The organism is Micromonospora sp. DT227 (assembly GCF_049841835.1).
Classification (GTDB): domain Bacteria; phylum Actinomycetota; class Actinomycetes; order Mycobacteriales; family Micromonosporaceae; genus Micromonospora.
Map to the genome: position 1 here is coordinate 119,534 of NZ_JBNCLA010000003.1, position 22,570 is coordinate 142,103.

The window sequence follows — 22,570 nt, forward strand, 5'->3', positions numbered from 1 at the left end:
ACATGGGTACGCCGACCGCACGACCCGCCACGCTCGACGACGTGGCCCGGGCCGCCGGGGTGTCCCGGGCCACCGCCTCGCGGGTGCTCGGTGGCTACGGGTTCGCCTCGGCGCAGGCCCGGGCCCGGGTGGGCGCCGCCGCCGACCACCTCGGCTACGTGCCGGACGTCACCGCCCGGGCGCTGGTGCGCGGCGCCGGCGTCCGACTGGTGGTGGCCGTGGTGGGCCGGACCGACGCGGTCTTCGACGACCCGTACGTGCACCGGGTGGTGAGCGCCGCGTCGCGGGTGTGCGCGCCGCACGGGATCGGGGTGGCGCTGGAGTGGCTGCCACTCGACGACCCGTCCGGCCTGGGCCGGCTCGGCGCGGACCGGGGCGTCTGCGGGGTGATCCTGGTCAACACCACGCGGGCGGCGCTGGACGCGGTGCCGACCCGGCTGCGCGGACGGGTCGTCTCGATCGGCCAGGGCTCGGCGACCGTGCCGTCGTTCGACGTGGACAACGCGGCCGGCGCCGGCGCGGTGCTGCGCCACCTGTACGCCACCGGCCGGCGCCGCATCGCCATGGTGACCGGCCCGCGCTGGTTGACCTGCGCGGAGCGGTCGGTGACCGCGTACCGGGAGCTGATGCGGGAGGCGGGGGCGCCGGAGCGGCTGGTGACCGGCGACTTCACCGCGGCGCGGGGCGGCGCGGCGGCGTTGGCGGCGCTGCGCCGGTGGCCGGACCTGGACGCGGTCTTCGCGGCCAGCGACGCCACCGCGTTCGGGGTGATCGCCGCGCTGCGCGGGCACGGGTTGGGGGTGCCGCACGACGTGGCGGTCGGCGGTTTCGACGACCTGCCGTACGCGGCGATGAGCAGCCCGGCGCTGACCACCGCGACCCACCCGGTCGACCGGATCGCCACCGCCGCGGCCACCGCCGTGCTGACCCGGGCGCCGGTCGCGCCGAGCACCGCTTTCGCGTCCACGCTGGTGACCCGGGAGAGCGCCTGAGCGGCGGCGGTCAGCGGCCTGTCTCGCCGTTCCGGGCCATCCGCCGCCGGCGGCACCCTCAGCGCTCCGGCCCGGTGACCGCCGCGTCGACCCGGCTGAGCACCGTCGCGTCGTCGTCCACGCCCACGCCGCGCAGCAGGTCGATGGCGGTGGCCCGGACCGGCCCGATGACCAGCGCGAGCGGCAGCGTCGGGCCGGCGGCGAAGAGCCGGCCGACCGACCGTACCGCCGCCAGCGCCGCCGTGTCCGCCCGGGCGGCGTGCCCGTCGGCGGTCTCCTCCTCTCCGTTGAGGTCGGCGGCGAGCGCGTCGCCGGCCGCGCGGACGGCGTCGGCCAGCGTGCGAACGGCGGCGCCCAGGTCGGTCGGGACGGGCGCGTCGCCGCGGATGACCGTGACCGCGGCCCGGGCCAGCACGCGCACGTTGCGCACCGCGTAGTCGATCTGCCGGATCGAACCGGCCACGGAGCGCAGCCGGCCGAGGTGCCGGCGACGCCGGACGTTGAGCCGGAGCGCCTCGCCGGCGGCCTGGACCGCGTCCCGCAGCCGGTCCACCCCGGCGTCGGCGTGCCGGGCCCGGTCCAGCGCGGCCAGGGCGGCCTCGTCGTCGGCGTGGTCGAGCGCGTCGGCGACCTCGTCGAGCACGCCGGCCAGCTCCCTGAACGTGTGCCGGAACTCGGCCACCAGCGGGGCGAGCGGCCGGCGGGCGTCGACGAGCTGGCTGGCGACCACCGCCACCGCGCCGCCGATCAGCGCGTCGACGAACCGGAACGGGATCAGGGACTCGGTCGGGGGCGAGACCACCACCAGGTAGAGCGCGGAGACCGCGGCCTGGACCACGGTGACCGAGCTGGCGCCGACCGCCACCGCCAGCGCGACGGTGAGCAGGATGACGGTGAACACGGTCCAGGTGGTGCGCGGGCCCAGCGCCTGGACCACCAGGTCGGCCACGAGCACGCCGGCGGCCACGCCGAGCACCACCTCCACCGCCCGGCGGATCCGCTGGCCCCGCGCCTGACCGAGCACGATCAGCGCGGCGGCGGGCGCGAAGAACGGCTGCGGGTGCCCGACCAGCCGGGTGGCGAGCATCCAGGCGACGGTGGCGGCGAGCGTCGCCTCGACCACCGGCAGCCAGCCCCGCCGCAGCCGCCCGGCCGCCGCCCGTACGGCCGGCCCAACCCGCCGCCGGCCCTCACGTACCCCGCTCATCCCCGCCTCCCGTTCCACCCCGGCCCTATCCTGCGGGACCGGCCCGCACCCCGCGCGCGATCTTGCGGTTCCAGCCCACGCTTCGGGTCGTTCACCCGCTTTGTCGGGGCAGGAACCGCAAGATCGACGCGTCGGATGCCGATCGACCCTGGTCGTCGCCGTGCGCGCGGGTCCCTGATGGAGAGGGGCGCTGATGGGTACGGGACTGTGGCGACGGCACGGACGGTGGATGTACCGGGGCGGCCGGCCGAACCGGGGGCTGCCGGGTGTGGAACGGGCTCGCGGCCCGGCGGCACGGCGGTGGGCTCGGCCCCCGGAACTGGTGACGCTGGGGGTGCCCGGCCGGCGCAGCGCGCTCGCGCCCGGGGCGCGCCCGACCGTGCCGGTGGACCGGCACGCCCCGCTCGCCGACTTCGTGCGGGTGGCCGCCGGCATTCCGGTCTTTTGGATCACGTCGGCGGAGCCGGTGCCGGGAAAGGCGGAGTGACAACCTTTCAGGATATCGATCGCGTACGTTCCCGGGGTCGTCCGAATGGGAGAGGCGGCCGGTAAGATCGGCGACAAAGCGGCGGCTGATCGCTGACTGCCGGCCACGGCGCGACCGCGCACACTGGGACCATGAATACGAGACTCCGCCGCAGCCGGGCATTCCGCCTCGCGGTGTGTCTCGCCCTTGTGGCGACGCTGAGCGGCTGCATGCAGCTCAACCTCGGGCTGACCGTGAACACCGACGACACGGTCTCCGGCCAGCTCCTGCTGACCGCCCAGAAGTCCGTGCTCAAGCAGCGCAACCCGGACGTCCCGGCGGCCTTCGCCGAGCTCCGACAGAACATTCCCACGCTCCCCGTCGGCACCGAGAGCCGGTACGAGGACGCCACCTCCTACGGCATTCAGATCGCCTACCGAAAAACACCGCTGTCACAATTCACCAGCGAGAGTGTGAATCTTGTCCGGGATGGCGATCTCTATCGCTTCTCCCTTCCGCTGGACCCGAAGAAATACGGCGGAAAGGTGGCCGAACAAGATCCCCGGAATCAACAGGCGTTCATGACCCTGATGGCGTTCGAGATCTCCGTGACGTTCCCCGGCCGGGTGCTCGACAGCAACGGGACGGTCAACGGGCGCTCGGTGAGCTGGCAGGTCGTCGCCAACCAGCCGAAGCCGGCCGAGTTGCGGGCCGTCGCCGAGGCGCCACCGACGCCGTCCGCCAGCGCGGTCGCCGCCGTGACCGGGGGCGGCTCCTTCCCCTGGCTGCCGGTCGTCGGCGGAGCGGTCGGGCTGCTGGTGGTCGCCGCGGTCGTGGTGGTCGTCCTGCTGCGGCGCCGCTCCCGGGGCGGCCCGGCGGCCGGGGCGCCGCCCGCGTCCCCGACGACCCCCGCGCCGACCGCGCCCACCGCGCCCACCGCGCCGACCGACCGGACCGCGCCGACGCCCCCGGCCGACCGGCCGACCTGAGTCCCACCGACCGCACCGGCCATCGACCTGCCGACCCCGGGCCACCCGGCCACCGACGCCCCGCCCCGACCCCGGCCACCCGGCCTCTGCCCCGCCCTGGGCCACCGACGCCCAGGCCCCGGCCCCGGCCCCGGCCACAGCTTTTCCGCCGTACCGGCGGCGACCCGCCGGTCCCCCACCGCGCACCGGGCGCCACCCGTGGACGCCGTCCTCGGGCCGCCGCACCACCGAACCCCGACCGCACCACCGCACCGTCGAAAAGGGGGATCGCCGTGAACGATCTCTTCACCTGGGCCGCCCTCGGCAGCCTGACCGGCGCCAGCGCCGCCACCCTGCTCGCGACCAACGTCATCGGCGGCCTGATCGGGCCGAGCGGCGACAAGGCGCGCAAGTGGATCGCGCTGGGCGTCGCGCTCCTGCTGTCGTACCTGACCGCCGCGTTCGCCGACGACGCCGGTCCGGAGAAGTGGATCATCGCGTTCTTCAACGGCCTGGTCATCTTCTCCGCCGCGCTCGGCATCAACCAGTTGCCCCCGGGCAACCGGCAGGCGACGCAGGCGTCGCCGACCCAGCTCGCCCAAGGGCACGAGCCCCGCTTCGTCCGCTCCTGGGTCTGAGGAGGTGCCCGCCATGGTCTTCGGCATTCTCAGCGCCGCCGCGCAGATCGTCTTCGGCGCGGTGCTCGGGCAGGCCGCCGCCGGCACCGTCGGGCTGCTGGTCGGCGCCGTCGTCGGGCTGCTCGTCGGCGCGCCGTTCGGCTGGGCGACCGCCTCGGCCGGCACCTACGGCACCGACGCGAAGGGCATCCTCCGCTTCGTGGTCGACCACACGTGGAGCCTGCTCAACACGTTCGCCGGCGCGCTCTACCTGGCCCTGCACCTGGTCGTCGGCCACCGGCTCGACCGGGTCGTCTCGGCCGGCAGCGGCCGGGTCAACGTGGTCGAGGGCGTCTCGCCCCGGTACGCCACCACCATCGGCACGGTCTGCGCCGGATCCAGCCCCGGCATCCAACGGCACGAGGACGTGCACGTCTTCCAGGCCCGGCTGCTCGGCCCGCTCTACCTGCCGCTGGTCGCGCTCAACTACGTGCTGTTCACCGTCGCCCCGGTGTGGCTGCTCTGGCACGACCACACCAACGCGCCGATCAACAGGTTCACCCGCTACTTCGAGATCGGCGTCTACCCGCACGTCTGGAACGAGGCCATCGCGTACCGGATCCAGGGGACGCCGCCGCGATGACCGGCGCCATCGAGGCGGCCGTCGCGGACGTCGCGGCCTGGCTGACCGGGACGGCGGGTGAGCCCGTCCCGGTCGGCCCGCCCCGCGACGACCCGGCCGGCGGCCTCACGGTCTGGCCGCTGGAGCTGCGGCCGGCCCGGCAGACCGCGGCCGGCGGCGCGGCGCGCGAGCCGTACCGCTTCGTGGTCCGGCTCCTGGTCAGCGGCGGTGGGCCGGCGGCGGTGCCGGCGCTGGACCGGGTGCTCGCCGCCGCCACCAACGGGGGCGGCCGGGCGGAGCTGGTGCTGGCCGCCGGCGACCCGGCGCTGTGGCGGGCGTTCGGCGTGCCGCCCCGGCCGGCGCTGCTGCTCGACGTGCCGGCCCGGATCGACCGGCCGACGCCGACCGCGCCGCCGGTGCGCCAGCCGCTGCGGCTGCGGCAGCTCGGCATGCGCACGCTCGACGGCCGGGTGGTCGGGCCGCAGGACCAGCCGCTCGCCGCGATGCGGGTGGAGCTGGTCGGCGCCGCGCAGGCCACCGAGACCGACGCCGCCGGCCGGTTCCGGCTGGTCGGCGTGCCGCACGACCCCGACGCCCCGGACCGTCCGGTACGGATCCGGCTGGTCGGTCGGGGGCGCGTGCACACCGCCGAGTTCGACCCGGCCGCCGACGGCCTGATCGTCGTGCCCGCCCCCGACTGACTCCCGAGGAGGACCGATGCCCACCTACTTCTCCCCCGGCATCTACGTCGAGGAGGTGCCCTCCGGGGCCCGTCCCATCGGCCCGGTCGGTACCAGCACGGCCGCCTTCGTCGGGGTCGCGCCGGACCGCACCGCCCACGTCGACCGGCCGATGGCGGTCAACAGCTGGACCGAGTTCCTGCGCCTCTACGCCGACGGTGAGCACCTGGAGAGCACCCCGCTGGCCCGGGCCGTCTTCGGCTTCCTGGACAACGGCGGCACCCGGTGCTGGGTGGTCAACGTCGGCGAGGGCGGCCAACTCACCGGCACCGGTGGGCGGCGCGGCGGCCTGCAACTGCTGGAGGCGATCGACGAGATCGCCATCCTGGCCGCGCCCGGCTACCACGACCCGGTGTCGCACGAGGCGCTGATCAGCACCGCCGAGCGGCTGCGCACCATGGTGGCGATCTGCGACCCGCCGCCCGAGGTCACCGACGTCTCCCGGCTCACCCGGGTGGCCACGCCCGGCAAGCCCACCACCGGCAAACCCGCCGAGGGTACGCCGAAGGACAGCGACGACGACGCGCCCGGCACCGGCGGCGACCGGCCCCGGCAGTCCGACTTCGCCACCTTCTACTTTCCCTGGATCCGGGTCCGCGACCCGCTCGGCGGCGACCTGGTGCTCACCCCGCCGAGCGGGCACGTGGCCGGCATCTGGGCCCGCACCGACGCGTTGCGTGGCGTGCACAAGGCGCCGGCCAACGAGCCGGTACGCGGCGCGGTCGACCTGGCGTACCGGGTCACCCGGCCGGAGCACGACGTGCTCAACCCCAAGGGCGTCAACGTGATCCGGTTCTTCGCCGGCGAGGGCATCCGGCTCTGGGGCGCCCGGACGCTCGCCGCCGAGGCCAGCGAGTGGCGCTACCTGAACGTGCGACGCCTCGCCATCTCCATCGAGCAGGCCATCGCCAACGGCACCCGGTGGATGGTGTTCGAGCCGAACGACTTCACGCTGTGGCGCTCGATCCGGCGCGACATCGGCGCGTTCCTCACCCGGGTGTGGCGCGACGGCGCGCTGCTCGGCCGTACGCCGGAGGAGGCGTTCTTCGTCAAGTGCGACGAGGAGACCAACCCGGCCGACGTGCGCGACGCCGGGATGGTGGTGGCGCACATCGGCATCGCGGTGGTCAAGCCCGCGGAGTTCGTGGTGTTCAAGCTGAGCCAGTGGGCCGGCGGCACCGAGACCGAGACGATCGGAGGCTGACATGCCGACCACGGCCACCCCGCAGCCGGGCGCGCCCGTCGACCCGTACCGGGCGTACCACTTCAAGCTGCTCATCAACGGCATCACCAACGGGCACTTCACCGAGGTCAGCGGCTTCGAGGTGGCGATCCCGTCGCTGGCGTACCGGGAGGCCGGCAACGAGCGCATCCGGGCCGTGCCCGGGCAGGTCGAGTACGCGCCGGTGACGCTCCACTTCGGCCTGACCAACGCCCGGGAGCTGTGGGACTGGGTGAACGCGGCGGCGAAGGGCACGGTCAACCGGCGCAACGTCTCGGTGGTGCTGCTCGACCCGGCCGGCACCGCCGAGGTGCTGCGCTGGAACATGATCAACGCCTGGCCGACCCGGTGGCGGGGCGCCCACCTGAACACCCTCTCCCAGGAGATCGCCATCGAGGCGCTGACCCTGGCGTACGAGGGGCTGGAGCTGGAGTCCGGCAGTGCGACCGCCCCGGCGACCGCGTGACCGGCTGGCCCGCGCGCTGCGGGCCACCGCCGACCGCCTGACGGACCCGTCACCCGACGCCCACCGGCGTCCCGCCGTGCCGCCGGCGGCCCTGCCGTCGCGCCGCCCCGGCGAGCCTCCCGAACACTGGCTCCGTCTGGTGGCCGCCCACGCCCCCGGCCTCCTCCGGGACCTCCCCCACCCCGCGCCCGTCGGCGATGACCAAGGAGTGGGCGTCGGCTCTGACCCCGTCGCCGACACGAACTCCTTGATCACCGGGCGTTCCGCGCGGGCCGGGGCGGGATGGGGCCGGGTGGGACGGCTGTGGCGTGGGTGGAGAGCGCGCCCGACCGATGGCGTCGGCGTGGCCCGGCGGCTCGGCTCGCCGAGATCTTGGTATGAAAGGGCCCCCCACGGGGCCGCTTCCTACCAAGATCTTCACCAGCGCCCGAAAGTTGGGACGAGTGTCCCGTCCAGTGGTAGCGAGGAGGGCGGTGGAGGGGGGCGGCCCGGCGGGCCGGATGCGGCGGCGGTGACCGGCTCCGACCTGGACGGCGGGGCGGCGTGGATCGACTCGGAGTGGCGCCCGGGTCCGAGGGAGGCGGGTGCCGGACCGACCCGGGTGCCGACAGGATGGGATCCGGGCGGCACGGCACCGGTAGGCCGGGGCATGCCGCCGGCCCGGGCCGACCCGACGGGGGCAGCATCCGGGGCGATGTCCCCCGGCCCTCGGACCAATGCCGGCTCCCGCTCCACCGGATCACCGACCGCCGGATCACCGACCGCCGGATCACCGGCCGCCGGATCACCGGCGCCTGACGCAGCGGCTTCCGGAGTCTCCGCGGCACCCGCTGGCGGCGCCACGAGGCACCACGGCACACCGAGGCGGAACGATGCCGCGGAACCGGCCGACACGGGGTGGCCGGCCGACACCGGACGGCCAGGCGACACCCGATCGCCGAGCGACACCCGACGGCCCGACCAGGGCGCGGACCGGGTGGACGTACCCGGTGGAGCCGGACCGGACCGGGCGGGGACGCCGGGCCGACACGCGGCGGCCGACTCCCGTCGTGGCGGCCGGGACGGGCGCCGGGCCGACGCCACCGCCGGGCCGACGCGCGCCGGGGCGGACGGGTGGTCGGTCCGGGAGTCCGTGCTTCCGCTCTCGTTCGGACCCGCGCCACGGGGATCGGTCGACGGGCCTGACCGGGCCGGGCCCGAACGGGCCGGACACGACGGACCCGACCGGGTGCAAGGCGGCGGGTTTCCGGTGCCGCCGTCGTGGCGGCGACCACTCCCGTCGGCGTCGACGGAGCACGACGGAGGCCGGCATCGTCCGGTCGACCCGTGGCCGGCCCTGCCCGATGAGACCGGCACGGGTCGGGCCGGCGGCGCGGGGCGACCGTTCGGAGCGGGACAACCGACGGGCGCGAACGGGACGACGGAGCCGGGCACGGCGCACCGGGACCCGTGGCCGGCGCTGCCGGACGAGCCGGCGCCCCGGGCGTCGGCCACGCGGGACGCCCGGTTCCGGGACGCCCTGCTGGACCGGGAACAGGCGGGTGGCTGATGGAACGCGTCGCCTTCCTGGTGGACGAGTCGGGCACCCGGGTCGACTGTCTGCTCAATCCGGAGACCGTGCAGGTCACCCGGCTGGCCGGGATACGCCCGCGCGGCGGACCGGACGGGTCGCTCACCGGCGCCGGCCTCGCCGACGACCCGTTGGTCTTCACCGGCGGCGGGCGCACCGAACTGGTGCTGGACCTGCTCTTCGACATCGACTTCGTGGAGTCCCCGGCCCGCCCCGACGATGTCCGCGCGCTGACCCGTCCGCTGTGGATGCTCGCCGAGAACTCCACCGTCGAGCACGGCTGGCCGCGTCCGCCGCTGGTCCGGCTGGTCTGGGGCAAGACCTGGAACGTGCCGGGCGTGATCGCGGCGATCGCGGAACGCTTCGACGCGTTCACGCTCACCGGCACGCCCCGGCGTTCCTGGCTGCGGCTACGGCTGGTCCGGGTCGCGGAGAGCGCCGAGGCGGCGCAGGCCGGCTTCGAGGCGGAGCTGGCCGCGGCGAGCACCCCGACCGTGACGCCCGGCTCGGCGGTGGTGGCCGCCGCGGACGGCGCGGCCGAGCCGGGCTGGTCGGGTGTGCGCTTCGACCTGCTCGCCCACGACGCGTTGGGGTCCCCGCTGCGCTGGCGGCTGCTCGCCGAACACAACCGGATCACCGACCCGCTCACGGTGCCGGCCGGCACCGCGCTGGCGGTGCCGGCGTCCGTCCTCGCCACGCCTCCGCTCGACGCCACCACCACGACGGGAGGTACGCCGTGACCGCATCCGACCCGCCCGTGCCAATGACGCGCGCCGGCCGCCGCCTGCCGGGGGCGCACCACGCGACGACCGGAGGCGTGCGGTGAACCGGGCGGCGGCGGTACGCGTGGACGGCCGGCCGCTGGCCGACCCGACGCGGCTGCGCGGGGTCCGGGTCGCCGCCCGGCTGGACCGGCCGACGCAGTGCGAGCTGGCGCTGGCCACCGCGCCCGGCCCGGGTGCCCTCGACCCACCGGTACGCCCCGGCGCGGCGCTCGACGTCCGCCTCGACGGCCACCCGGACGCGTTGTTCACCGGCGAGGTGACCGCCGTCGAGGTGGAGTACGCGGGCGGCGGCGCCGCGCTGCTGCGGATCCGGGCGTACGACCCGCTGCACCGGCTGCGCAAGCGGCAGGAGCTGCGGGTGTTCGAGTCGGTGACGGCCGCCGAGCTGGCCGGGGAGCTGTGCGCCGGGCTGGGGCTGGCGGTGGTCGCCGAGGTCGACGGGCCGCGCCTGGACCGGCTACTCCAGCACCGGCACACCGACCTGGAGCTGCTGTGCGAGGTGGCCGGCCGGGCCGGGCTGCACCTGGGCGTGGACGGGGACCGGCTGCGGCTGCTCACCCTCGACGGCCACGGCGAGCCGGTGCCGTTGACGCTCGGCGGAACCGTGCACGCGCTGCGGATCGTCGAGAACCTGGACCGGGCCGGGGCGGAGTGCGCGGCGCTGGGCTGGCACCCGCAGCGCGCCGAGCCGCTCGGGCAGCGGGCCGGTGAGGCACGCAGCGGGCGGCGGATCCCGCTGCGCCCGGAGCCGGGCGACGTCGGCGCGGACGGGGTGCGTACCGCGGTGGACCAGCCGGGGCGCAGCGACGACGAGCTGGCCGCGCTGGCCCAGGCCGGGCTGGACGCGCGGGTCGCCGCGCTGGTCACGGTCGAGGGCACGGCCGAGGGTGACCCGGCGTTGCGGCCGGGCCGGCGGATCGCGCTGGCCGGCGTCCCGGATCCGGTGGCCGGCGTGTACGTGCTGACCGAGGTGGTGCACACGGTGGACGCGGACGGCCACCTGACCCGGTTCTCCACCGCCCCGCCCGAGCCGCCGCCGGTCGCGGCGCCGCCGGCGGCGACCGTCACGCTCGGCACGGTCACCGCCGTCGACGACCCGGACGGGCTGGGCCGGGCCCGGGTGACGCTGCCCGCGTACGGGGACCTGGACGCCGGCTGGCTCGCCGTGCTGTGTCCGGGCGCGGGCCGGGGCAAGGGGATCGTCGCGCTGCCCGACCCGGAGGACACCGTGCTGGTGGCGTTGCCCGGCGGTGAGCCGACCTCGGGCGTGGTGCTCGGTTCGCTGTTCGGCGCCGTCGAGCCGTACGACGCGGGGATCGTCTCCGGCCGGTCCCGCCGCTGGTCGATGCGGACCGGCACCGGCCAGTCCATCGTGATCGACGACGACGGGCGCACGTTGCGGCTGGCCACCGACGCGGGCAGCTTCGTCGAGCTGCGTCCCGAGCTGACCACCGTGCACGCCGCCGGTGACCTGGTGCTCTCCGCGCCCGGCCGGGCCATTGTGGTGCGCGCGAAGACCGTCGACTTCCTGCACGCCCCGGCGGCCGAGGACGCGCAGACCGCCGCCGCCCAGGCCCGTACGCTCGCCCGTTCCTCCGGAGGTGGCTGATGCGCTGGATCCACCGCGACTCGTTGATCACCTGCGGCCACGACGGGCGGGTGACGAACCGCCCGTCGCAGCACTGGGTCACCGTGCGGGGCGTGCCGGCGCTGGTGCGGCCCGACCCGGTGGGACGGGACGTCACCGCCTGCCCGAACTACGGCCCGACGGTCAAACCCTGCCTGCACACGATGACCGTGACGGTCGGCTACAGCGCCTGGGTGCGGGTGGACCGGCAGCCGGTGGTGCTGTCGCACCTGGACGGCCTCACCGACGGCACGCCGCCGGGGACCGTGCACCACCAGGTCCGCGACCCGCGGCAGATGTTCCTGGGGGCGGACCGATGAGGGCGTTCCGGTTCGTCGGCGCCGGGTTCGACGCCGGCCGCGCCGGCGGCCTCGCGTTGACCGCCGCCGGCGGGCTCGCCATGACCGAGGGCGACGAGACGGTACGCCAGGCGCTGTGCCTGCTGCTGTCCACCACGCCGGGCGAGCGGTTGATGCGTCCCGGGTACGGGTCGCGGCTGCACCGGTTGGTCTTCGCGCCGAACGACGACACCACCGCCGGGCTGGCCATCCACTATGTGCGGCAGGCGATCCGGCGCTGGGAGCCGCGGGTGGAGGTGCTCGACGTCGACGCCGGCCCGGACCCGGACGACCCGTGGCGCCTGGTGATCCGGCTTGACTACCGGGTGCGGGCCAGCCTCTCCCCCGGCCAGCTCGTCTTCTCCGTCGACCTGCTGCCGCCCGACGACGAGCCCGACGACAAGGCCGACGACGAGCCCGACGAGCCGGGCGACCGGCCCGGCGGCAGCTCCGCCGGCCGGCCCGGTGAGGAGGCCACGCCATGACGCTGCCGGTGCCGCACCTGGACGACCGCGCCTTCCTCGACCTGGTCACCGAGGCCCGGGAACGGATCCGCCGCTCCTGCCCGGACTGGACGGACCTGTCCGCGCACGACCCGGGGATGGCGTTGCTGGAGGCGTTCGCCTACCTGACCGAGGTGATGATCTACCGGCTGAACCAGTTGCCGGAGAAGGCGTACGTGGCGTTCCTGAACCTGCTCGGCGCGACCCGGCACCCGCCGGCGGCGGCCTGGGCGGACGTGCGCCTGACCCGCACCGGCCCCGACCGCGGCCCGGTGCGGGTGCCGGCCGGCACCCGGATCGCCGCGGCCCGTGGCGCCGACCCCCGGCCGGTGGTCTTCGTGACCACCGAACCGGCCCTGCTGCCCGCCGGCGAGACCGAGACGACGGTACGCGTGCACCACTGCGAGCCGGTCGACGCGGAGCTGCTGGGCACCGGCACCGGCCAGCCGGGCCAGACGTTCCGGGCCGCCCGCGCGCCGCTGACCCGCACCACCGAGGCGCTGGACCTGCTGCTCGGCGTGGAGGTGCCGGCCGGCTCGGTGGAGCTGGGCGCCGCGGCCCGCGAGCACGAGGGACGCACGTACGAGATCTGGCGGCCGGTGGACAGCTTCGCCGGCGTCGGCCCGCAGGCCAGGGTCTATCTGGTCGACCGCGCCTCCGGGGTGGTCACGTTCGCGCCCGCGCTGGACCTGCGCCCGGCCACCGGCGACGGGAGCGGGCCGGACGCCGGGAGCGGCGCCGGGAGCGCCCCGGCCGACGAGGGGACGGCCGGGGTGACCACGGTGGCGGCGGTGCCGCCGGCCGGGCGGCAGGTGCGGCTCTGGTACCGGTGCGGCGGCGGGCCGGCCGGGAACGTGGCCGCCGGCGTGCTGACCAGCCTGCGCGACCCGCTGCCGGGGCTGCGGGTGGCGAACCCGCTGCCGGCCACCGGCGGCCGGGAACTGGAGTCGCTGGAGTCGGTGCTGGCCCGCGGGCCGTACGAGTTCTTCGCCCAGCAGCGCGCGGTCACCGCCCGCGACTTCGAGGTCCTCGCCACCGGCTCCGGCGCGGTGGCGCGGGCGCGGGCGTTCACCCGGGCCGCCGTCTACAGCTTCGCCCGGCCGGGCGAGGTGGAGGTGGTGCTGGTGCCGTACGTGCCGGAGGCGGCCCGTCCCGGCGGCCGGCTGCCGGTGGCGGTGCTGCGCGAGCACGAGGTCGAGGAGGCGCGCCGCCGGGTCGAGGCCGACCTGGAGCGCCGCCGCGCGCTGGGCACGGCGGTGCGGGCCGGCTGGGCCCGCTACAAGGCGGTCTCGGTCCGGGCCCGGGTGGTGGTGCGCCGCGAGGAGGACGTGGACGCGGTCCGCCGGCGCATCCACGACCGGCTGCACCAGACGCTCAGCCCGCTGCCCACGACGCTCAACCCGACCGGCTGGGCGTTCGGCGAGCCGCTGCGCGCGTCGAACGTCTACCGGATGCTGGAACACGCCGAGCCGGGCGTGCGGTACGTCGAGTCGGTACGGTTCGTGGTCGACGAGGCGCCGGACGCGCAGGTGCGGACCATCGCGGTGGACCAGTACCAGCCGGACACCTGGTACGCCGGGCGCGGGCCGGTGCTGTTCCGCTCGACCGACGCGGGCGCGGGCTGGGAGCCGGCCGGCCGGTTCGACGACGAGACGGTGGTCCGGGTGGCGCCCGCGCCCGCCCCGACCCGCCCCGGCGTGGTGCCCCGGGCCGGTTCGGTGGCGGTGGTGACCGCCCGCGACGCCGGCGGCTCCCGGGTCCGGCTGAGCACCGACCTGGGCGAGACGTGGACGCTGCTCACCGACCTCGACTCCGGCGTGCGGGACCTGGCCTGGATCGACCGGGACGGCACCGGCGCGCTGCTGCTGGCCACCGACGCGGGCCTGTACGAGGTGCCGCTGCTGCCCGGCGCGGTGCCGTTGCAGATCCTGGTCGACCCGGCCGACGCCGACCGCGGGTTCTACGCGGTGCGGTCGTTCGTCTCGGAGCGCGGCGCGCCCGGCGTGGCGGTCGCCGCGCAGGCCGGCTTCGGCGTCTACCTGTCCGTCGCGGCCGGCCGCCCCGGCACGTTCAGCCACGTCGGTCTGGCCAACGTGGACAACCGGGTCCTCGCGGTGCAGTACGACGGCCCGGCCACGCTGCTGTGGTGCGGCGCGGGCGAGCCGGACCCGAAGAAACCCGGCCAGGGCGCGCACCGCACCCGGCTGTTCGAGTCCGACGTGCAGTGGCAGTCGATGGCCGCCGGCTGGATCGGCGGCACCTGCCGGGACCTGGCGTTCAGCGGGCCGCTGGCGCTGGCGGCCACGCAGAGCGGCGGCGTGGTCCGGCTGGACACCCTCGCCGGGCAGCCGCAGTGGCGGCCGGTGATGGTCAACTGCGGGCTGCCGCTGCGGGACCGGACCCGGTTCTCGCCGGTGGACGCCATCGCCGCCACCGCGCCGACCGACCCGTCCGGCGCCGGTCGGCTGGTGCTGGCCGGCGGCGAGCGCGGCGTGTACCGCAGCGGCGACGGCGAGGACTGGACGGCCAGCGCCAACCAGGCCACCGCCGACGTGGTCACCGTCCCCGGCACCTGGCTGCTCTGCTCCGGCGAGCACGACATCGAGGTGGTGCGGCAGGATGCGCCGAACCGCGATTGAGCGGCTGTTGCCGGCCGCGTACCAGCGGGCCGCCGGCCCGGGCAGCGTGCTGGGCGCGCTGCTGGACGTGATGGAGGCGCTGCACGCCCCGGACGAGGCGGTGCTCGCCGACGTCGACGCGCTGTTCGGGCCGTACCGGACGCCGGACGGGTTCGTGGCGTACCTGACCCGCTGGGTGGCGATGGACCACGTGGTCGCCGCGCCGCGCGCCGACGCGCCACCGCCGCTGCCGCTGGGCCGGCTGCGGGACCTGGTCGCGCACGGCGCGCTGCTGGCCCGCTGGCGCGGCACCCCGTACGGGATGCGCACCGCGCTGGAGCTGGCCACCGGGGTGACCGGGTTCGTGCTGGACGAACCGGCCGACCGGCCGTTCCACCTGGTGGTGCGCGTGCCGCCGGCCGCCGCGGACCGGCTGGCGCTGGTTGGCCGGATCGTCGAGGCGGAGAAACCGGCGGCGGTCACCGTCGAGGTGGTCGGCCTGCCCGACGACCCGTCCCCGCCCGGGCCGGTACGCGCGGTCGGCCGGGCGTCCGTGCCCCCACCCCCGTCCCACGAGCCGCCGGAGGAGCCGTCATGACCACCGAATGGACCGTCGTCGCCGCCGCCGAACAGTTCACCCTGGACGCCCGCAACGCCGGGGAGTTGACCTTCACGGTGTCCAATCCGGGCCCGGCGCCGGACACCGTGGTGTTCGACGTGGCGCCCGGCGAGGGCAGCCAGCGGGCCTGGTTCACGGTCACCGAGCCGCAGCGGGTGGTGCCTGGCCAGGGCTCGGTGTCGGTGCTGGTCCGGCTCGCCGTGCCGGCCGGCACCCCGCCCCGGCGGTACGACATGACCGGGTTCGCGTACTCGGCGAACACCGCCCCGGAGGAGAGTTCCCGCTCCAGCGGCCGGGTGACGTACGACGTGCGGGCGGTCGCGCCGCCGAAGCGGACACCGTGGCCGTGGCTGGCCGCCGCGGCGGTGCTGCTGCTGGTGGTGACCGGCGTGGCGGTCTGGCTGGTGACCCGCGGCCCGGACACCCCGCCGACGCCGCAGGCCCGACCGGTGACGGTGGAGGCGGAGACGCTGGTGGCCGCCGCGGAGGTCCGGTCCACCACCGCCGCGAAGGCCGAGGTGGTGGCGCAGGAGAACTGCTGTGACGTGACGTGGTCCGGCGACGCGCAACTGTTCTTCCTGGGCCGGGCGGTCGGTGACCGGGTGACCGTGTCGGTGGACCTGCCGGCGGACGGCACCTGGCGGTTCTCCACCGTGCGCACCACCTCGTTCGACTACGCGAACACCATCTGGCTGGTCGACGGCAGGCAGGTGGGCGACACGTTCCTCGGCTTCACACCGACCGTGGTGCGCACCGACGACGTGGAGGTGGGCACGCTGGAGCTGACCCGGGGCACGCACAAGCTGACGCTGGTGGTGGTGAGCCGGACCCAGGGCACCGACCGCTACTTCGCCGGCGTCGACCAGATCCGGTTCACCCCGGTCGGCCAACCATGAGTGGTCGGCAGAAGCTGCTGGTGGTCGCGCTGGCCGGGCTGCTGGTGGTGCTCTACGTGGTGGCGGTGGCCGGGCGACGCGACGGCCCCGGTGACCCGGCCGCCGGGCCGGGACCACTGGCCCGGCTGGGACGCGGCGCCGGCACGGTGGACCCGGCGACGGTGGGCGTGGCGTGCGGGCCGCCGGCCACCGCCCCGACCGCCACCGCCGACGGGGTGGTGGTCGCGTTCGGCGCCACCTGCCGGCTGCGCGTCGCCGACCCGGGCGCGCTGCGCACGCTGGTGCTGCGCGGCGCGACGCCGTTCGAGGTGACCGCCCGCGCGCCCGGCGACGCGGACGTCACGGTCACCGACGAGGTCACGCCGGGGCCGGACGGGGCGACGGTGGCGAAGGTGGCGGTGGACCGGGAGACCGAGGTGCTCCTGCGATGCCCGGGAGGTGGCGGGTGCACGGTCACGCTCGCCCGGTCCTGACCGGGCCCGACCGCCGGGAGGCGCGACATGGGTGAGCTGCGGAAGCCGTTCCTGCTGCTGGCGCTGCTGGCGGTGGCGCTGGTGGTGGGCGTGGAGCTGGGCGCGGCGGCGCTGACCGGCGGCGGGGACGCGGGCGCCGCGCTGCGGGACAGCGCCGGCGGGCTCGGCGTCGAGCTGGGCGACGTCGGCGCGGTGGCCGAGCCGTCCGGTCGGGGCACCGGCTACCTGGCGCTGATCGACGTGGTGGCGCTCTGGACCACCGGGCTGTTCGCGCTGAGCCTGGTGCTGCCCGACCGGGTCCAGGGCCGGGTGCAGGGCGCGGCCACGCTGGTCTTCTCGGTGGTGCTGCTGCTGGTGTCGCTGGTGCTGCTGGTCGTCGCGTTCGTCGAGCTGACGGTGATGGTCTCGCTGTTCCTGGCGGTCCCGTTCGGCACGCTGGCGTACCTCGCGGTGTGGGGGTTCTTCCCGGTCGGCGACGCGGCCGTGCTGCTCGGGCTGGCGCTGCTGCTCAAGCTGGTCTGGGCCGGGCTGCTGCTGGCCGCGCAGCCGCGCTTCCTGCGCAACAAGGGGCTGGTGCTGCTGGCGTCGACCACGCTGCTGTGCACTGTGGTGTTGCAGTTCCTGCACGGCCTGGTGCCGGTGATCCTGGTCAGCGTCGTCGACGACCTGGGCGCGGTGGTCTTCGCGGTGGTGGCGATCATCTGGGCGCTGGTGCTGCTGGTCGGCTCGATCCCGGCGATCGTCAAGGCGGTGCGGACCACCGCGACGACGTCCGGGCGCACCGTCAGCTGACCGGGTCGCCGGTGGCGAGCGCGGCCAGGCGCGGGAGCTGTGCCGGGTCGGTGAGCGCCGAGCCGACCGCCACCACGCGTACGCCGGCGGCCAGGAAGTCGCCCGCGTTGCCGGCGTCGATGCCGCCGGTGGCCACGAACCGTGCCTCCGGCAGCGGCCCGGCGACCGCCCGGAACCAGGCCGGGCCGAGACTGACCGCCGGGAACGCCTTGAGCCAGACCAGGCCGTGGTCGAGCGCCCGCTGCGCCTCGGTCGGGGTGGCCACGCCGGGCAGGTGCGGAATGCCGTAGCCGCGCGCCGTGTCCGCGACGGCCAGGTCCAGGCCGGGGGCGACGGTGAACGCCGCGCCGGCGCTCATCGCCTGGCGGACCTGCGCCGGGGTCCGGACCGTGCCGGCGCCGACGAGGCGGTCCCGGCGACGTCCGGCGGTGACCGCGGCGCTCAGCGCGGGCACCGCCGCGGGGGTACGGATCGGGACCTCCACCACGCCGATGCCGAGATCCCAGGCCAGCTCCGCGAGCCGGACCGTCTCCTCCGGCGGCAGGTCGCGCAGGATCACCATGACCCGCCCGTCGCCGAACAGCGGTGCGAAGTCGTGCTCGGTCATGTGCCGCTCCCTTCGTCGCGCCGCCTTGCCGGCGCCGCCCATTCCCGGTCCGTCAGCGCCAGCGCCCGGGCGATCCCGGCCGGATCGGGCGGCGGCGCGGTGTCGCCCGGCGTGGCCAGCACCGGCGCGGCGGTGAGATGACCCATCCGCAGGCAGGCGCGCAGGTCGAGGTCGCGCAGCAGCCCGGCGAGGAAGCCGGCGGCGAACGCGTCCCCGGCGCCGACCGGCTCCACCACGTCCACCGGGGGCGTCGGCACGAAGACCGCCGGCCCGGTACGCGGCAGCGCGGTCGCGCCGACCGGCCCGTCCTTGACCACCACCAGCTCCGGCCCCGGCAGCAGGTCGCGGACGGCGGCCGGGTCGGCGCCGCCCCACAGCGTCCCCGCCTCGTCCAGCCCGACGAGCACCACGTCGGCGCGGTCGGCCAGGTCGCGCAGCGCCGGCGCGGCCCGGTCGGCGGGCCAGAGCGCCGGACGGTGGTTCACGTCGAACGTGGTCCGGGCCCCGGGCAGCGCCCGCCCGGCCAGCGCGTGCGCGAGCAACTCCCGGCAGGAGTCGGAGAGCGCGGCGGTGATCCCGGACAGGTGCAGCAGCCGCACCCCGGCCAGCCGCGGATCGGCCAGGTCCGACGCGCCGAGGCGGCTCGCCGCGGACCCGGCGCGGTGGTAGTGCACGCGGGTGCCGGCCGGGCCGGGATCCTTGAGGTAGACGCCGGTCGGCGCGGCCGGGTCGACCGTGACCGTGCGGACGTCCACCCCGGCGGCGGCGATCTCGGCGACCACCCGGCGGCCGAACGGGTCGTCGCCGACCCGGCTGACCCAGGCGGCGCGGTGGCCGAGCCGGGCCAGCCCCATGGCCACGTTGGACTCCGCGCCGCCGACACCGACCGCCAACCGGCCGGCGTGCTCCAGCGGCCCGCCGTCGTCGGGCGCGAGCACCACCATGGTCTCCCCCACGCAGGCGACCTCCGGGCCAGTCATGGTGTGTCCTGTGTGCGCGACTGCGGGGCTCGCAACCCCGGCTCACTCCTCGCGCTCACGGTGCCCACCTTTGTGCGCGACTGCGGGGCTCGCAACCCCGGCTCACTCCTCGCGCTCACGGGAGCCGCCATCCGTTCCGCGACCTCGGCCCGGGCCAGGTGGCCGTCGACGACGAGCACCCGGTGCCGGTTGCGGCGCGGCCGGTCGGCGGCGACCACCGCCGGGCGGTCGAACGCGTACGCGACGCAGACGCCCGGGTACATGGCGGTGCGGACGAACCACCTGTCGCCCGGCCCGAGCCCGCTGAACACCAGCGTGTACGCGGCGCCGCCGGGCGCGGTGCCGGACAGCGCCAGCCAGGGCGCGGCCGAGCCGTTGACCTCCTCCTCGCCGACCGCGTCCACGGTGCACACCCGGGGTTCCGGGCCGGCGACGGCCCGCCAGAAGAAGCCGCCGTAGCCGGCGCCGCCGGGGCGACCGTTGGTGGCCGGGCTGCCCAGGTGGACGTCGGCGCCGGTGGCGGACGTGAAGGTGGCGGACAGGTCGAGCCACCAGGCGTCGTCGCCGGCCGGCGCGGCGGTGAGCCGGCGGTGCTCGCGCAGCAGCGTCCGGCCGTCGGCGTCCCGCCAGTCGAGGTCGTGGTCGAGCCGGTCGGCGGCCCGTTCCCGCCAGCCGGTGTGGGCGATGACGCCGTGGTCGTCCCGCCAGGTGTAGCCGGTGCCGCGCACGTACGTCCGGCCGCCCCAGAAGTTGGCGCCGGCCACGTCCGGCACGGTGAGGGACGCGCCGAGGTGCCAGAGGTGGTCGGCCGGGAGCGCGTCGGTGACCGGGGTGCCGGCGCGGGTGCGCACCGGATGCAGGTAGGGACGCGGGCCGTGGCGCGGGTCGAGGTCGGGGCGGACCAGGTAGCGGGCCACCTCGACCCCGGCCACGACCAGCCGCTCCTCGCCGGGATCAGCGGTCACGACGCCTCCGGCCGGAGCGCGGCGGAGTGGGCGCGCGCCCGGCGTCGGGCGTCCACCGCGTGCAGCGCGGCGAGGGCGTATCCGCCGAGGATCGGCACCGCCACCGGGGTGACGAGCGCGGCGAGCAGCGCGGCGAGCCCGCCGATCCCGGCCGCGGCGGCCCAGCCGCCGGGGTGTCGGGCGCAGACGCGGGCCACCTCGCGGGCGGCGCGACGCCAGCCCCGCCCTCCGGTGCGTCCGACCGCGACGGCGACCAGGCCGGCGTACCCGAGCACTGCCGCGACCACGACGGCGGTGACCGCCAGGGCGGGCCCGCCGCCGGGCACCCGGCCGGTGGCCAGCGCCAGCAGGTCGACGGCGAGCAGCGCGGCGACCGCGAGCACGACGGCGCTGACCGCCGTGCCGGCCGGCACCGCGCGGCCGAACCGGGTCAGGCTGGTCCGGGCCGGCGGCCAGCTCCCGGTGACGGACCGGTCGTGCAGCGCGGCGGAGGCGGTGGCGACGGCCGGGGCGAGCGTGAGCACCGGCAGCGACGCCGCCGCCACGGCGAGGCCGAGCAGCGCCAGGTCGGCCGCCTCGGCCACGGTGTCCTGCCAGTCCCGGCGGGGGGCCTCGGCGCTCATCCCTTCAACCCGCTGGTGTTGATGCCCTCGACCAGCATCCGCTGGAAGGCGAGGAAGAACAGGAACACCGGCAGCAGCGACAGCACCGACATGGCGAACATCGGGCCGACCGCGCTCTGGCTGGTCGAGTCGATGAACAGGGTCAGCGCCACCGGGACGGTGTAGTCCTCCAGCGTGGACAGGAAGACCAGTTGCCGGAAGAAGTCGTTCCAGGTCCAGATGAACGAGAAGATCGCGGTGGTGACCAGCGCGGGGCGGCTCAGCGGCAGGATCACGTGCCGGAAGACGCCGTACGGCGACGCGCCGTCGATCTTGGCGGCCTCGTCCAGCTCGCGGGGGATGCCGCGCATGAACTGCACCATGAGGAAGACGAAGAACGCCTCGGTGGCCAGGAAGTGCGGGATGAGCAGCGGCAGGTACGGCCAGTCGCCGCCGACCAGGCCGAGGCTGCGGAACAGGATGTACTGCGGCACGATCAGCACGTGCCCGGGCAGCAGCAGGGTGCCGATCATGACGGTGAACCACGCCTTGCGGAAGCGGAACCGCAACCGCCCCAGGGCGTACGCGGCCAGCAGGCAGGACAGCGCGTTGCCGACCACGGTGAGCAGGCTGACCATGGCGCTGTTGAGGAAGAACCGGCCGAAGCTGACGTCGAAGTTCGTCCAGCCCTCGGTGTAGTTGCCGGGGGTGAACTCCTCCGGCAGCAGGCCGATGTTGTTGACGATCTCGGCCGGCGACTTGACCGAGGTGCCGAGCATCCAGATCAGCGGGTAGAGCACCACCGCCACGATCGCCACGAGCACCACCAGGCGCAGCGCCTGCCGGTTGCGCGGGCGGCGGCGGCCGGCGACGGCGGTCACCGCAGTCATGAGTCGTCCCCTCCGTCCGAGTAGTGCACCCAGAACCGGCCGGTGCTGAAGAACACGGCCGTGATGAGCGCGATGGCCAGCAGGAACACCCAGGCCATCGCCGAGGCGTAGCCCATCTCCAGGTCGGTGAAGCCGGAGATGTAGAGCTTGAGCGTGTACATCAGGGTGGAGTCGACCGGGCCGCCGGTGCCGTTGCTGAGCACGAACGCGGCGGTGAAGCCCTGGAAGCCGTGGATGGTCTCCAGCACCAGGTTGAAGAAGATCACCGGGGAGAGCATGGGCAGGGTGACCGCGCGGAACCGCCGCCAGGTGCCGGCGCCGTCCACGGCCGCCGCCTCGTACAGCTCGACCGGGACCTGCTTGAGCCCGGCCAGGAAGATCACCATGGGCGCGCCGAACTGCCAGATCGCCAGCACCATCAGCGTCTGGAGCGCCCAGTCCGGGTCGGCGACCCAGGGCAGCCCCTCGATGCCGAAGAGCGCGAGGAACGAGTTGAACGCGCCGTCCCGGTTGAACATGTTGACCCAGACGATGGCCAGCGCGACGCTGCCGCCGAGCAGCGACGGCAGGTAGAACAGGCCGCGAAACAGCCCGACGCCGCGCCAGGTGCGGTTGAGCAGCAGCGCCACGCCGAGCGCGGCGGCGAGCTTCAACGGTACGGCGACAAGCGCGAACGTCAGCGTGACGCGTACCGCGTGCCAGTACGACGGGTCGGCGGTGAACATCCGCTCGTAGTTGGCCAGTCCGACCCAGCGCACCTCGGACAGCGGGGTGAGGATGTCGTAGTCGGTGAAGCTCAGCCAGAGCGAGAGCAGCATGGGGATCGCCGTGACGCCCATCAGTCCGATGAGCCAGGGCGAGAGGAAGACGTACCCTGCCAGGCCCTCGCCGAGCCGGGCCCGGCCGGCCCCGCGCCGCGTGGGGCGGGGGCCGACCGGTCCGGTTCGCGGGCTCCGGCCGGGCGCCGTGGTGAGGGCCACGGGTCCGGTTCCTTTCCGTCGAGGG

General features: G+C 75.9%; 24 protein-coding genes. 17 read left to right on the forward strand and 7 right to left on the reverse strand.

All coding sequences use genetic code 11. The features are described from left to right. The first annotated feature begins 2 nt into the window (after positions 1-2). Positions 3-992 (forward strand): LacI family DNA-binding transcriptional regulator, encoded by a 990-nt coding sequence (locus ACLQ2W_RS12850; RefSeq protein WP_425786572.1) that lies wholly within the window; start codon positions 3-5, stop codon positions 990-992. A 58-nt stretch (positions 993-1,050) separates the two neighbouring features. On the opposite strand, the gene ACLQ2W_RS12855 is transcribed toward ACLQ2W_RS12850, so the two are convergent. Next, positions 1,051-2,199, reverse strand: a complete 1,149-nt coding sequence (locus ACLQ2W_RS12855) for an FUSC family protein (RefSeq protein WP_425786573.1) — start codon at positions 2,197-2,199, stop codon at positions 1,051-1,053. 193 nt (positions 2,200-2,392) lie between these two features. Between ACLQ2W_RS12855 and ACLQ2W_RS12860 the strand changes: the two genes are divergently transcribed. From ACLQ2W_RS12860 to ACLQ2W_RS12935, 16 genes are all read left to right on the forward strand, one after another. Then, positions 2,393-2,686 carry a hypothetical protein gene (locus tag ACLQ2W_RS12860; protein WP_425786574.1) on the forward strand — a complete coding sequence of 98 codons (294 nt, stop codon included), beginning with the start codon at positions 2,393-2,395 and terminating at the stop codon, positions 2,684-2,686. 131 nt (positions 2,687-2,817) lie between these two features. Beyond that, positions 2,818-3,654, forward strand: coding sequence for an LppM family (lipo)protein (locus ACLQ2W_RS12865; protein ID WP_425786575.1), 837 nt, complete (start codon positions 2,818-2,820; stop codon positions 3,652-3,654). A gap of 272 nt (positions 3,655-3,926) precedes the next feature. Next, positions 3,927-4,271, forward strand: a complete 345-nt coding sequence (locus ACLQ2W_RS12870; protein WP_107159812.1) for a hypothetical protein — start codon at positions 3,927-3,929, stop codon at positions 4,269-4,271. A gap of 13 nt (positions 4,272-4,284) precedes the next feature. Further along, the gene (locus ACLQ2W_RS12875; RefSeq protein ID WP_425786576.1) at positions 4,285-4,893 is read left to right on the forward strand and encodes a glycine zipper family protein; all 609 of its coding nucleotides are present in this window, start codon (positions 4,285-4,287) and stop codon (positions 4,891-4,893) included. Further along, a complete protein-coding gene (locus tag ACLQ2W_RS12880) occupies positions 4,890-5,573 on the forward strand; it encodes a carboxypeptidase-like regulatory domain-containing protein (protein WP_425786577.1) in 684 nt (227 codons plus the stop codon). The genes ACLQ2W_RS12875 and ACLQ2W_RS12880 overlap by 4 nt, the downstream gene beginning before the upstream one ends. A 16-nt stretch (positions 5,574-5,589) precedes the next feature. Continuing rightward, a complete protein-coding gene (locus ACLQ2W_RS12885; RefSeq protein WP_107159804.1) occupies positions 5,590-6,816 on the forward strand; it encodes a phage tail sheath family protein in 1,227 nt (408 codons plus the stop codon). A gap of 1 nt (position 6,817) precedes the next feature. After that, a complete protein-coding gene (locus ACLQ2W_RS12890) occupies positions 6,818-7,300 on the forward strand; it encodes a phage tail protein (protein ID WP_281941795.1) in 483 nt (160 codons plus the stop codon). Positions 7,301-8,848: 1,548 nt separating this feature from the next. Then, entirely contained in the window at positions 8,849-9,610 is a 762-nt protein-coding gene (locus ACLQ2W_RS12895) for a hypothetical protein (RefSeq protein WP_405089722.1), read from the forward strand. A gap of 82 nt (positions 9,611-9,692) precedes the next feature. Beyond that, complete coding sequence (locus tag ACLQ2W_RS12900) at positions 9,693-11,264, forward strand: phage baseplate assembly protein V (RefSeq protein WP_425786578.1); 1,572 nt, start codon at positions 9,693-9,695, stop codon at positions 11,262-11,264. Continuing rightward, positions 11,264-11,602, forward strand: a complete 339-nt coding sequence (locus tag ACLQ2W_RS12905; protein ID WP_281941801.1) for a hypothetical protein — start codon at positions 11,264-11,266, stop codon at positions 11,600-11,602. The genes ACLQ2W_RS12900 and ACLQ2W_RS12905 overlap by 1 nt, the downstream gene beginning before the upstream one ends. Further along, entirely contained in the window at positions 11,599-12,105 is a 507-nt protein-coding gene (locus ACLQ2W_RS12910; protein WP_425786579.1) for a GPW/gp25 family protein, read from the forward strand. The genes ACLQ2W_RS12905 and ACLQ2W_RS12910 overlap by 4 nt, the downstream gene beginning before the upstream one ends. Next, positions 12,102-14,762 carry a putative baseplate assembly protein gene (locus ACLQ2W_RS12915; protein ID WP_425786580.1) on the forward strand — a complete coding sequence of 887 codons (2,661 nt, stop codon included), beginning with the start codon at positions 12,102-12,104 and terminating at the stop codon, positions 14,760-14,762. The genes ACLQ2W_RS12910 and ACLQ2W_RS12915 overlap by 4 nt, the downstream gene beginning before the upstream one ends. Beyond that, the gene (locus ACLQ2W_RS12920) at positions 14,743-15,339 is read left to right on the forward strand and encodes a phage tail protein (protein ID WP_425786581.1); all 597 of its coding nucleotides are present in this window, start codon (positions 14,743-14,745) and stop codon (positions 15,337-15,339) included. The genes ACLQ2W_RS12915 and ACLQ2W_RS12920 overlap by 20 nt, the downstream gene beginning before the upstream one ends. After that, on the forward strand, positions 15,336-16,256 hold the full coding sequence (locus ACLQ2W_RS12925) for a hypothetical protein (protein WP_425786582.1): 921 nt from the start codon (positions 15,336-15,338) through the stop codon (positions 16,254-16,256). The genes ACLQ2W_RS12920 and ACLQ2W_RS12925 overlap by 4 nt, the downstream gene beginning before the upstream one ends. Next, positions 16,253-16,729 (forward strand): hypothetical protein, encoded by a 477-nt coding sequence (locus ACLQ2W_RS12930; RefSeq protein ID WP_425786583.1) that lies wholly within the window; start codon positions 16,253-16,255, stop codon positions 16,727-16,729. The genes ACLQ2W_RS12925 and ACLQ2W_RS12930 overlap by 4 nt, the downstream gene beginning before the upstream one ends. A gap of 27 nt (positions 16,730-16,756) precedes the next feature. Continuing rightward, complete coding sequence (locus ACLQ2W_RS12935; protein ID WP_425786584.1) at positions 16,757-17,521, forward strand: hypothetical protein; 765 nt, start codon at positions 16,757-16,759, stop codon at positions 17,519-17,521. On the opposite strand, the gene ACLQ2W_RS12940 is transcribed toward ACLQ2W_RS12935, so the two are convergent. Genes ACLQ2W_RS12940 through ACLQ2W_RS12965 form a run of 6 tightly spaced genes read right to left on the reverse strand, consistent with a single transcriptional unit; the run spans position 17,514 to position 22,545 of the window. Then, positions 17,514-18,128, reverse strand: coding sequence for a bifunctional 4-hydroxy-2-oxoglutarate aldolase/2-dehydro-3-deoxy-phosphogluconate aldolase (locus tag ACLQ2W_RS12940; RefSeq protein WP_425786585.1), 615 nt, complete (start codon positions 18,126-18,128; stop codon positions 17,514-17,516). The genes ACLQ2W_RS12935 and ACLQ2W_RS12940 overlap by 8 nt on opposite strands. After that, positions 18,125-19,108 (reverse strand): sugar kinase, encoded by a 984-nt coding sequence (locus tag ACLQ2W_RS12945; protein WP_425786586.1) that lies wholly within the window; start codon positions 19,106-19,108, stop codon positions 18,125-18,127. Before ACLQ2W_RS12945 ends, ACLQ2W_RS12940 begins: the two co-directional genes overlap by 4 nt. Next, the gene (locus ACLQ2W_RS12950) at positions 19,105-20,073 is read right to left on the reverse strand and encodes a PmoA family protein (RefSeq protein ID WP_425786587.1); all 969 of its coding nucleotides are present in this window, start codon (positions 20,071-20,073) and stop codon (positions 19,105-19,107) included. Before ACLQ2W_RS12950 ends, ACLQ2W_RS12945 begins: the two co-directional genes overlap by 4 nt. Next, positions 20,070-20,696, reverse strand: coding sequence for a hypothetical protein (locus tag ACLQ2W_RS12955; protein WP_425786588.1), 627 nt, complete (start codon positions 20,694-20,696; stop codon positions 20,070-20,072). The genes ACLQ2W_RS12950 and ACLQ2W_RS12955 overlap by 4 nt, the downstream gene beginning before the upstream one ends. Continuing rightward, positions 20,693-21,565, reverse strand: coding sequence for a carbohydrate ABC transporter permease (locus ACLQ2W_RS12960; protein WP_425786589.1), 873 nt, complete (start codon positions 21,563-21,565; stop codon positions 20,693-20,695). Before ACLQ2W_RS12960 ends, ACLQ2W_RS12955 begins: the two co-directional genes overlap by 4 nt. Further along, a complete protein-coding gene (locus tag ACLQ2W_RS12965) occupies positions 21,562-22,545 on the reverse strand; it encodes a carbohydrate ABC transporter permease (protein ID WP_281941823.1) in 984 nt (327 codons plus the stop codon). The genes ACLQ2W_RS12960 and ACLQ2W_RS12965 overlap by 4 nt, the downstream gene beginning before the upstream one ends. Positions 22,546-22,570: the final 25 nt, after the last annotated feature.

Bases quoted from the DNA above. Each gene is read 5' to 3' on its own strand.
- ACLQ2W_RS12850 (WP_425786572.1), top strand. From the start codon at position 3: ATGGGTACGCCGACCGCACGACCCGCCACGCTCGACGACGTGGCCCGG.
- ACLQ2W_RS12855 (WP_425786573.1), bottom strand. From the start codon at position 2,199: ATGAGCGGGGTACGTGAGGGCCGGCGGCGGGTTGGGCCGGCCGTACGG.
- ACLQ2W_RS12860 (WP_425786574.1), top strand. From the start codon at position 2,393: ATGGGTACGGGACTGTGGCGACGGCACGGACGGTGGATGTACCGGGGC.
- ACLQ2W_RS12865 (WP_425786575.1), top strand. From the start codon at position 2,818: ATGAATACGAGACTCCGCCGCAGCCGGGCATTCCGCCTCGCGGTGTGT.
- ACLQ2W_RS12875 (WP_425786576.1), top strand. From the start codon at position 4,285: ATGGTCTTCGGCATTCTCAGCGCCGCCGCGCAGATCGTCTTCGGCGCG.
- ACLQ2W_RS12880 (WP_425786577.1), top strand. From the start codon at position 4,890: ATGACCGGCGCCATCGAGGCGGCCGTCGCGGACGTCGCGGCCTGGCTG.
- ACLQ2W_RS12885 (WP_107159804.1), top strand. From the start codon at position 5,590: ATGCCCACCTACTTCTCCCCCGGCATCTACGTCGAGGAGGTGCCCTCC.
- ACLQ2W_RS12890 (WP_281941795.1), top strand. From the start codon at position 6,818: ATGCCGACCACGGCCACCCCGCAGCCGGGCGCGCCCGTCGACCCGTAC.
- ACLQ2W_RS12895 (WP_405089722.1), top strand. From the start codon at position 8,849: ATGGAACGCGTCGCCTTCCTGGTGGACGAGTCGGGCACCCGGGTCGAC.
- ACLQ2W_RS12905 (WP_281941801.1), top strand. From the start codon at position 11,264: ATGCGCTGGATCCACCGCGACTCGTTGATCACCTGCGGCCACGACGGG.
- ACLQ2W_RS12910 (WP_425786579.1), top strand. From the start codon at position 11,599: ATGAGGGCGTTCCGGTTCGTCGGCGCCGGGTTCGACGCCGGCCGCGCC.
- ACLQ2W_RS12915 (WP_425786580.1), top strand. From the start codon at position 12,102: ATGACGCTGCCGGTGCCGCACCTGGACGACCGCGCCTTCCTCGACCTG.
- ACLQ2W_RS12920 (WP_425786581.1), top strand. From the start codon at position 14,743: ATGCGCCGAACCGCGATTGAGCGGCTGTTGCCGGCCGCGTACCAGCGG.
- ACLQ2W_RS12925 (WP_425786582.1), top strand. From the start codon at position 15,336: ATGACCACCGAATGGACCGTCGTCGCCGCCGCCGAACAGTTCACCCTG.
- ACLQ2W_RS12930 (WP_425786583.1), top strand. From the start codon at position 16,253: ATGAGTGGTCGGCAGAAGCTGCTGGTGGTCGCGCTGGCCGGGCTGCTG.
- ACLQ2W_RS12935 (WP_425786584.1), top strand. From the start codon at position 16,757: ATGGGTGAGCTGCGGAAGCCGTTCCTGCTGCTGGCGCTGCTGGCGGTG.
- ACLQ2W_RS12940 (WP_425786585.1), bottom strand. From the start codon at position 18,128: ATGACCGAGCACGACTTCGCACCGCTGTTCGGCGACGGGCGGGTCATG.
- ACLQ2W_RS12945 (WP_425786586.1), bottom strand. From the start codon at position 19,108: ATGACTGGCCCGGAGGTCGCCTGCGTGGGGGAGACCATGGTGGTGCTC.
- ACLQ2W_RS12955 (WP_425786588.1), bottom strand. From the start codon at position 20,696: ATGAGCGCCGAGGCCCCCCGCCGGGACTGGCAGGACACCGTGGCCGAG.
- ACLQ2W_RS12960 (WP_425786589.1), bottom strand. From the start codon at position 21,565: ATGACTGCGGTGACCGCCGTCGCCGGCCGCCGCCGCCCGCGCAACCGG.